This is a genomic window from Pseudomonas koreensis, assembly GCF_025447595.1.
Taxonomy (GTDB): Bacteria; Pseudomonadota; Gammaproteobacteria; order Pseudomonadales; family Pseudomonadaceae; genus Aquipseudomonas; species Aquipseudomonas koreensis_H.
In genome coordinates this window covers 137,416-147,461 of sequence record NZ_JAOEJU010000010.1, presented here as the reverse complement: position 1 = coordinate 147,461, position 10,046 = coordinate 137,416, and the positions used below count along the sequence as shown (strand labels likewise).

The following is a 10,046-nucleotide window of genomic DNA, read 5'->3' as shown; positions in this document are numbered from 1 at the left end:
CGTAGCGGGTAACAAAAAGGCCGGCGCCTGAAGCGTCGGCCTTTTTTTTAATCTTTTGCGTTAATGATAAATAAACTCATTCCGGTTTTTTGGAGGTGCCACGTCTTACTTAGGTATGTGAGCAAATCGGGTTGGGGCAGGGTAGCCAAAGGCACCAGATTTGTTTGGCAAAAAAGAATTTTCCGTTGTCCCGCCAGTGGACCGCGCCCGGGGAGGGGCCGGTCGACCGCGCACTGAAACACGGCTGCGAGGCCGTCGACAGCAAGCGGTTCAACTGTGCAGGCAGCGGTGGGCCCATCGGCCCATCGGCTATCCACTTCGACCAATAATAGAGAGCACGATGTCAGCAATTCATGAGTTGAAACCTCTGTTCAAGGCACTCGTCATGTCCCGCAGCCTGCGTTCGCGCCGAGTGTTGACCGGGCTAGGACTGGTTTGCGTGTTGCCGCTCAGCTCGCAGGTGATGGCTGAAGATTTCACCATCAATATCCCTGCGCAATCGCTGCCACAAGCTCTGCAGGCGTTCGGTCAGCAGACCAACCAGCAAGTGATCTACAACGCCGATGACATGGCGGGTCTGAAAAGCACCCGTGTCAGCGGCAAGATGAGCCCGCAGGCGGCCATCACCGAATTGCTCAAGGGCACCGGCGTGCGCTACAGCTTCGAAGGCAACACCTTGATGCTGGTGCGCGGTACGGCCACCGAAGGCCTGGAACTGGGCGCGACCACCATCAGCGCACAGCATGCGAACGCGACCACCGAAGGCAGCAACTCGTATACCTCCAACGCCGTGACCATCGGCAAGGGCACCCACACCCTGAAGGAGATTCCGCAGTCGGTCACGGTGATGACCCGCAAACAGATGGACGATCAGGATCTGGTCGACCTCAAGGACGCGCTCAACCAGACCACCGGTGTGGTAGGCCTGCAAGGCGTGGGCAAGGGCCTGATCGTGTCTTCGCGCGGTTTCCAGATCGACGACTGGCAATACGACGGTGTACCGATCCCGCGTAACACCTACTCGCTGGGCAACTGGGCGACCCAGGACCTGATCTTCTTCGATCGCCTGGAAATCCTGCGCGGTGCCTCGGGCCTGCTGCAAGGCACCGGCAGCCCGGGTGGCGCGATCAACCTGGTGCGCAAGCGTGGCCAGAACGCGCCGACCGTGACCGTGACCGGCAAGGCCGGCTCCTGGGACCACTACGGCATGCAAGTGGACGCAGGCGGCCCGCTGAATCAGACCGGCACGATTCGCGGCCGAGTCGTCGCCGACCAGGACCAGAGCAACTCCTTTATCGATTACGAGTGGAGCCGCACCCTCTCGCTGTATGGCGCACTGGACATCGACCTGCGCGACGACACCACCCTGGGCCTGGCGGTCAGCCGTTCCGATGGCGATTCGCGTCCGACCATTCGCGGCCTGCCACGCTACGCCGACGGCAAGATGCCGGATATCAAGCGTTCGACCTACACCGGCTCGCGCTGGAACAGCTCGGACATCGACGTCACAACGGTGTATGCGGATCTTGAACACCGCTTCAACGACGACTGGGCGTTCAAGGTCGGCGCGGTGCAGATGACCGAAAGCAACAAGGCGAAAAACCAGCGTGTACAAAGCGCCGGTGACGGCCTCGAAGCAGATGGCACCGGCGTGCAGTACGCCGACTTCGTGACCGATTTCGACTCCACCAAGGTCGGCCTGGACATGAACCTGAACGGCAAGTTCGAAGCCTTCTCGATGCAGCAGGAAGTCATGCTGGGGGGCAACTTTTCCCAGATCGAAACCGACGACCAGCTCGCCCGTACGTTCAACAACAGCAGCGATTCGATCTTCGACCTCAATCACAACCGTCCGGACATCAGCTACGAAAGCCTGATCAGCGCTACAGGTGGTCGCGGCACACTCAGCAAATACGACATTCGCCAGAAAGGTCTGTACGGCACCTGGCGGGTCAAGCCGGTCGACGACCTGACGCTGGTGCTCGGTTCCCGTGTCAGCTGGTACGACTACAGCTACAAATCGAAAACCCAGACGAGCAGCGGCATTACCCCCAACGATCCAAGTACCTCGAACGAAACCGGGGAAGTCACGCCTTACGCCGGCATCGTGTATGACCTGAGCCGCGAGTGGGCGGTGTATGCAAGTTACACCGATGTGTTCCAGCCGCAGACCAACCGCGATGCCGGCGGCACCGTGCTCAAGCCGGTGATCGGCAGCAACTACGAAATCGGCCTCAAGGGCGAGCTGATGGACGGGCGGGTCAATACCTCCCTGGCCGTCTTCCGCTATGACCAGGAAAACCGTGCCGTCAACGACATCGCCGGTGGCATGGAGTGCGATGGCTGGTACTGCTCGAAGGCCTCGGGCAAGGTTCGCAGCCAGGGTATCGACGCGGAAATCAGCGGTGAAGTCGTAGAGAACCTGCAGTTGTTCGCCGGCTACACCTACAACACCACCAAGTACCTGGAAGACCCGACCAACGAAGGTCGTGTGTTCAGCACCTGGACGCCTAAACACATGCTGCGCATGTGGGCCAACTACCAGTTGCCTGGTGACTGGAGCCGTGTCAGCACCGGTCTGGGCTTCACCACCCAGAGCCACACGCTGGGTTACGAAGGCACCTACGACGTAGCGGGCTACACCGTGTGGAACGCCCGTGTCGGCTACCAGCTGACCCCGGAAATCGGTCTGGCGGTGAACGCCAACAACCTGTTCGACAAGAAGTACATCTCGGCCGGCTACAACCAGCTCGATGGCAACAACAACTTCGGTGACCCTCGCAACCTGATGTTCACCGTGAAGTACACCCCGCAGTTCTGATGCACTGACAACTGCTGGAGCGAACCGGCCCGCGCCTTGAGCGCAGGCCGGTTTTTTATTGGCTGCGGCCAGGGCATTGCGTGAACCGACGCGCACCGGGCAGCGGACATAAAAAAACGCAGAAGCCAGGGCTTCTGCGTTTCTGTTTACGGCTCTGGGCGGTCAGTCGCGCCGCGCGGCCTCGCAGGCAAGGAACACCGCTTCGAAGGACTCCAGCAAGGACTCGCCATAGATCATGCTGCGGTGCGGCAGGGGAGAATGCACCGAACCCTGTAACTGGCCGCTGACCGTGTGTTCGCGCAAGACCTGCTCCGAATGCAGCACCTGTTCCAGCGTCTTGTGGGACAGCGACCACCAGCAACTGGCCTCGACCTTGAGGGTCGGCAGTGCAAACGCATCGAAGGATTTCACCAGGCGATCATGGATGGAGAATGCCTGGGCGTTCATGATTTCCTGACGGATCGCTTCGAGGGTCGCCACCATGTCTTCCTCGCGGGTGGACGCTTGCTGGCTGGCCCAGTGGTAGAAGCCCTTGAGATCGATCTCCGGGTGGTCGGCGATGAAACGTGCCGCCGGCTCTTCCAGGTGGGCGAACATCAGGCTGAACATTTCCACGGCGACCGACAGTTCGTTGCGTGCACTGAAGTGGTCCGGGTTGTCTTCCTCCAGCGGTTTGCGCGGCACATCCGCCGGCAGTGCGCTGTCCGGCAGCGTGGTGTCGACCAGACCGAGGAACGTCACGGCCTTGCCCTGGCGCTCCAGCTCGGCGGCTACGTCCATGGCAATCGCGCCGCCCAGCGACCAGCCCATCAGCCGATACGGGCCGACCGGTTGTTTTTCAACGATCTGCTGGGTGTATTCGGCGACCATTTCCGCCCAGGTCTGGGCGTTCGAATCCTTGTCGGCAAACCCCTTGTGCATGACCCCGAAGGTGCGGGCATGGGGACTCAGGCGTTTGGCCAATGGCTGATAGCAGAACACGATGCCGCCGCTGGGGTGCAGGCAGAACAGCGGCGGGGCGGAAGAGCCCGCAGTGCTGAGTTCGACCACGCATTGCGCCTGCTGCTGGTGCTCCAGGGCGATGAATCGCGCGAGCGCCTCGATTGTCGGGTGAGCGAGCATCTGTTGCAGGGCCAGTTTGATGCCGAGCCGTGCATTGAGCGCGGCGATGAACTGAATGGCCAGAATCGAATGCCCGCCCAGTTCGAAGAAGTTGTCGTCGAGGCCCACCCGCTCGACTTTCAGCGACTCTTGCCAGAGTTCGGCGAGGGCTTTTTCCAGCGCCGTTTCGGGCGCCTTGAACGCGCCTTGTGCCTGGCTGACGTCCGGCAGCGGCAAGGCTTTGCGATCCAGTTTGCCATTCGGACTGACGGGCATGGCGTCCAGCACCATCAGATGGCTGGGCACCATGTACGCGGGCAAGCGGCTTCGGAGATCGGCCTTGAGGGTATCGCGCAGTTCAAGGCGTTGGGTGTCGCTCAAGGCGCCGGCGCTGGCCACGACATAACCGGTCAGTTGCAGGCCGGCGGAACCTTCCCGCGCGATGACCAGCGCTTCGCGTACGGCCGGGGATTGCAGCAGGCACGATTCGATTTCTCCGAGTTCGATGCGGAACCCGCGAATCTTTACCTGGTGGTCGAGTCGGCCGACGTATTCGATCACGCCGTCGGCGCGATGGCGGGCCAGGTCGCCGGTGCGATAGAGGCGCCCGCCATCACGGCTGAACGGATCGGGCATGAACCGTTCGGCCGTCAGATCCGGGCGCTTGAAGTAGCCACGGGCCAACAGTTCGCCACTGATCACCAGTTCGCCGACGACGCCCACCGGCACCGGTTGCCCACCAGCGTCGAGCAGGTAGATGGTGCGCCCGCCCAGCGGACGCCCGATCGGCATGCTGCGCGGCAGGGCGGTGCGCCCGGTGACGTAGTCGCTGCAATCGAGCACGGTCGAGCTGACGGTGGTTTCCGTCGGCCCGTAGGTGTTGAGCAGGCGCACATGGCCGAGACCGGCCTGACCCCAGGCCGCAACACCTTCCGGCGGCATGGCTTCACCGCCGACGATCACCATGCGCAGGCCGGCATAGTCACGCTCGCCAGCGGCGGCAAAGTCCTTGGCCAGCATGTTCCAGTAGGTGGTCGTCAGGTCGCTGACGGTGAATCGCTTGTCGAGCAACTGGCGATACCAGGTTTCGCTGTCCCAGATGTCCGGTCCGCGCAGTACCACCGAGGCGCCGCAGATCAGGGCCGGGTAAAGCTGTTCGACAAAGGCGTCGAAATTGAACGTGGCAAATTGCAGGGAGCGATCCTGTGGCGTCAGGCCGAGAAATTCCAGGGCGACCTGGGCATGCCGGGTCAGCGCACCCTGCGTGATACCCACGCCTTTCGGGCGCCCGGTGGAGCCGGAGGTGAACATCACGTAGGCGAGGTTATCGCTCTGGGTGCGGCAGGCCGGGTTGTCGCTGTGCTGCGCATCAAGCAGGTCGAGTTCATCGACGCACAGGACGCTGACCGCCGGCACCGCCGGCAGGCGTTCGAGCAGCGAGCGCTGGGTCAGCAGGACGCTCAGGCCGCTGTCTTCGATCATCCACGTCAGGCGATCCTGCGGGTAATCGGGGTCGAGCGGCACATACACGCCGCCGGCCTTGAGCACCGCCAGCAGGCTGATGATCATCTGCGCCGAACGTTCCACGGCGATACCTACCCGTACTTCCGGGCCGACTGTACGCTCGATCAGCGTGCACGCGAGTGCGTTGGCCGCCGAGTTGAGCCGGGCGTAGCTCAGTTGCACGTCGTCGCAGATCAGTGCGATCGCATCCGGGGTGACGGCGGCCTGGCGTTCGAACAACTGGTGCACGCCTTCGGCGGGTAACGCTGCGGCCGGTGGATTCCATTGCTCAAGCTGTGTGCGTTGTTCGTCGTGGCTCAGCAGCGGCAGCTCGCCAAGGGCGCGGGTCGAGTTCTCGGTGAGGGCCAGTAGCAGGTTCTGCCAGTGGCCGGCCAGCCGCTCGATGGTCGCCGGGGTGTAGAGGTCTGCACTGTATTCGATGTTGGCGTCGATCCCGCGCAACGAATAACTGACGTCCAGGGACAGGTCGAACTTCGCCTGACGGGTGCCGCTTTCAAGGAAGTCCAGCGCCAGATCGCCCAGCGTCAGCGGCACCGCAGTGGCCGCGTCGGTGCGCCAGTTGAACAGCACTTGAAACAGCGGATTGATCTGCTGGCTGCTTTGCAACTGCAAGTCGTCGAAGCTCAATTCCAGCGGGTAGTCGGCGTGATCCAGCGCGGACAGGGTTTCCTGACGCAGGCGCTGAAGAAAATCCCTGGCCGGCATCTGCGGGTCGATGCGTACGCGGTAGACCTGGGTGCTGACAAAGAAACCCACCAGTTCCTGAGTCTCGCTGCGATTGCGCGTGGCGTTGGGCACGCCCACGGTGAAATCGTGCTGGCCGCTGTAGCGCGCGAGCAGCAGTTGCCAGGCGCCGAGCACTACCACGAACGGCGTCAGGCCCTGCTGCTGGCAGAACCGGTTGAGCGCTTGTGCCAGAGGCGCCGGCAGACTGAAATCATGCTTGCCCGCCGGATGGCTGTGCTGCTCGCTACGTGGAAAGTCTACGGGCATGTCGAGTGGCGGCAGGGCCTGTCCGAGGTAACTTTGCCAGTATTGGGCGCTGGTGCGGCAGGCGGCACTGTCGAGGTATTCGCCACGCTGCCATGTGGCGTAGTCAGCGTATTGAATGCCCGGACGGCGCAGCGGTGAAAAGTCGCCGGCGCCGGCGCGTGCATAGGCCTGTCCCAGATCCTGCAGCAGAATCGCATTGGACCAGGCGTCCGATGCGATGTGGTGCATGTTCAGCAACAGCAGGTGCTCGTCGTCCGCGACCTGCAGCAGAGTCGCCCGCATCAACGGGGCCAGGCCCAGATCGAATGGCCGGCCGGCTTCGCTATGAATGCGGCGGGTGACCTGGTGTTCCCGTTGTTCGCTGTTCAGCCCGCGCAAGTCTTCGTGCCCCAGGGGCAGCGTGGCTTTTTCGTCGAGCACCTGCATGGCGATGCCGTCGATCTCGACGATGGCGCTGCGCAGGATGTCATGGCGCTCGATGACCTTGTTCAGCGCCGTTTCCAGACGCGAGGGTTGCAGCTCGCCTGTGATGCGCACCGCGCGCGGCAGGTTGTAGGCGGCACTGTCGGGGGTCAGTTGCTGCACGAACCACAATCGCTGTTGAGCGAAAGACAGCGGCGCCGGGGCCGGACGGGCGCGGGCAGGAATGCCTTGGGAGTGTTCGCCGGCATCTGCCATCAGCAGCGCCAGTACCTCATCATCGAGTAAGTCGTTCATCGGGCTCTCGGGGGTGGACGGCGCGGTGGTCGCTGACGGTGTTGTCAGCCGTCGCGAGCACGGCGCAGGGCATTCGGGTGAAAGCCGCCGGGACGCGACGTCCGGGCGGCTGAAGGTGTTCGGCGGATTAACCTCAGGCGGTGGCGAGCGGCTTTTTCTGGGTTACGACCCGGCCACCCTCCATGCGCACCAGTTGATCGGCGATGTCGAAATAACGGTCGTCGTGGGAGATAACGATGATGGTCTTGCCCAGGCTTTTCAGCTCGGGCAGCAGTTCGGTGTAGAAGATCCGGCGGAACGCCGGGTCCTGATCCGCCGCCCATTCGTCGAACACCAGCACCGGGCGCTCCTCCAGCCAGGCATTGATCAGTGCCAGACGCTTGCGTTGTCCGGTGGACAGGTCGGTGGTGCTGAACACGCCGTCCTGGATACTCACCTTGTGAGCAATCTCCAGACGCTCGAGGTAGCGGCTGGTGTCCGCCGGTACTTGCTGATCGCCTTGCACCAGCTCATCGAACAGGTAGTAGTCGGCAAAAATGGTGGTGAACAGTTGGCGATAGTCGTCACGGGCCTTGGCGTCGACCACCTGGCCATTGAGCAGTACTTCGCCGCGCTGCGGGGCGTAGAGGCCCAGCAACAGTTTGATCAGGGTGGTTTTGCCACCGCCGTTTTCACCGACGATGAACACGATGTCGCCCTGGGCGATGTTCAGGTTGACCGGGCCCAGTTCGAACGCAGCGCTGCCTTTGACTGGCGGGAACGCGTAGTGGACGTTGTGCATCTGCAATTGCTGCACGGCGGTTTTGCTCGCAGGTGCAGATTCGCGCAGCAACAGGTGCGGCTCCGGTGAGGAGAACTGTTCCGCCAGTTCGGCAATGCGCTTGAAGGCGATGTTGGCGCGGCTGACCACCGGCAGGGTGGTGACCAGGTATTCCAGCGGGCCTTTCATGTACAGCAACACCAGCACGAAACCGCTGAGTACCGCCTTGTCGGTGCCCAGCCAGAACGATTGCAGGGCCAGGGCCAGGCCGATCACCACGAAGAACAGCATCGAGCCGAAGGTCTTGGCGACGACGAAGGTGTTGATCGAACGAATGTGGGTGTTGCAGATCGAGTCCGCCGTGCCTTCGATGCGCTGGCTGAACATGCGCTGGCGACGCGGGCGGTGAATCCGCAGTTCCTTGGCGCCGGCGGCGATGGCGCTGTAGTGCTTCTGCAATTCGTCCTCGGCCTCGCGGGCCTGTTCGAAGCCTTTGATGCCACGGGCACGGGCGATGTACTGGACCACGGTGCCGATCACGATCGCCACCAGCAACAAGGCGAACATGGGCAGCGACAGGTACGCCAGATACCCCAGGCAACCCAGCGTGACCGTGAAGGCGATGGCCAGCGGTGCGAAGGAAAAGGCGAAATCACTGACCGTGTCGACGTCGTGGGTCAGCACCGGAATCAGGCGGTGGCTGCGAAACCGTTCGATCTGTTCGATGGGGGCCAGCAACACTTTCTCGCCCAGGGCTTTGCGCAGGCCGGCAATGATGTGCTGTCCGACGTGGTTGGTGCCGATGTCCGACAGGATAGAGCAGAGCAGGGCGGCGACGCAGAGCCCGGCGAAGGTGAGCAGCACGTCCGTCGACGGGGTGCTCGCACCGTTCAAGGCTTTGTTGATGGTCGCCAACAGGGCGGTGACGCTGACTCCACCGAGCATGCCGAGGAGGATCGACACCACCACGACGACCCGGTAAGGCTTGAGCAGGCCGAGGACTTCACTGATGGCTCCGCGGGATTTTGTGGTCATGGAGGTTTCCGCTTCTAGTGCCCGCAAGGGCAAAGGTTCAAGGGTTGGGCTGGTTAAAAGACGAAACCCGCGGGCAGCGATTTAGCCACCCACGGGTTTATCGAGGTCTCAGGCGACGAGCGAGAGGGAGGTACTTTGGCTGTTACAGATCCCGCGCCACGCGAAAACCGATCCAGTCGCCACGGGTGTCGCTGTACGTCGCGTTGCGGTTGCCGGAACGGGAAAATACCGGCGCTTCACCCCAGTCGTTGCCACGGATACGGCGGACCTTGCAGTTGCCGGTCGTGATGGCGCTGCCGTCGCTCGGAGCGCCGACATAGTCTTCGTTGTAGCAATCGGCCGTCCACTCGTAGATGTTGCCGTGCATGTCATAGACGCCAAAGGCGTTGGCCGGGAAGCTGCCGGCCGGGGCGGTGAAGTTGTAGCCGTCAGCGGCACCGTAGGTGTTGGCATGTTTGGCGATGCTGTATTCCTTGCCCTCGTCGAAGGGGAACGGGAACGGCCCGGTGCTGCCGGCGCGTGCTGCGTATTCACGCAGGGATTCACTGACCAGGCGGTAGGTCTTGCCGGTTTTCTTCGACAGCCACGCCACGTAGTCGTTGGCTTCGTTGAAGTCCATGCACACGGCCGGGTGTTTGTCGGTGTACTGCTTTTTCGGATCGCTGCCCTGGTAGTCCGGAATCCCGGCCTTGCACGCACGGCCGGGGCGTTTGTCGCCGTCCGGCATCTTGTAACCGGTGTCGCTGAGGTAAGCGTCCCATTGCCCCTTGAGCACCTGGAAGCGGCTGATGGCCAGCGGTTTGTCGAAGGTCACGGGGTGCATCGGGCCTTCGTCCGGCTCACGACCGACTTCGTCATCCGGGGTGCCCATGGTGAACGTACCGGTGGGCAGAACAACCATTTCCGGGCAGTCCTTGCAGTCCTTGAATACTGTCCCCGGTTTGCTCGGTTCGGCGGCTTGTGCCAGACCCGGCAGCAGACTGGCGAGCAGTGCGGCGAGGGACAGCGCGGGGAGCGACTTCAAGGAAAAACTACGCAGCTCACTGTTCATCGGTTCTCTCGTAAACAGGTGGAAAGGAATTCGTGGCGTCGGGT

4 protein-coding genes are annotated in these 10,046 nt (G+C 62.4%); 1 reads left to right on the top strand and 3 read right to left on the bottom strand.

Annotated elements, in window-relative coordinates; genetic code table 11:
* Window positions 1-340: 340 nt before the first annotated feature.
* On the top strand, window positions 341-2,821 hold the full coding sequence (locus N8H71_RS14845; RefSeq protein ID WP_262194557.1) for a TonB-dependent siderophore receptor: 2,481 nt from the start codon (window positions 341-343) through the stop codon (window positions 2,819-2,821).
* 162 nt (window positions 2,822-2,983) lie between these two features.
* On the opposite strand, the gene N8H71_RS14840 is transcribed toward N8H71_RS14845, so the two are convergent.
* The 3 genes from N8H71_RS14840 to N8H71_RS14830 form a co-directional block, all read right to left on the bottom strand.
* Window positions 2,984-7,156: an amino acid adenylation domain-containing protein gene (locus N8H71_RS14840; protein ID WP_262194556.1), complete on the bottom strand. Its 4,173-nt coding sequence runs from the start codon at window positions 7,154-7,156 to the stop codon at window positions 2,984-2,986.
* Window positions 7,157-7,289: 133 nt separating this feature from the next.
* On the bottom strand, window positions 7,290-8,951 hold the full coding sequence (locus tag N8H71_RS14835) for a cyclic peptide export ABC transporter (protein WP_262194555.1): 1,662 nt from the start codon (window positions 8,949-8,951) through the stop codon (window positions 7,290-7,292).
* Between the two features lie 142 nt (window positions 8,952-9,093).
* A complete protein-coding gene (locus tag N8H71_RS14830) occupies window positions 9,094-10,002 on the bottom strand; it encodes a formylglycine-generating enzyme family protein (protein ID WP_262194553.1) in 909 nt (302 codons plus the stop codon).
* Window positions 10,003-10,046 lie beyond the last annotated feature (44 nt).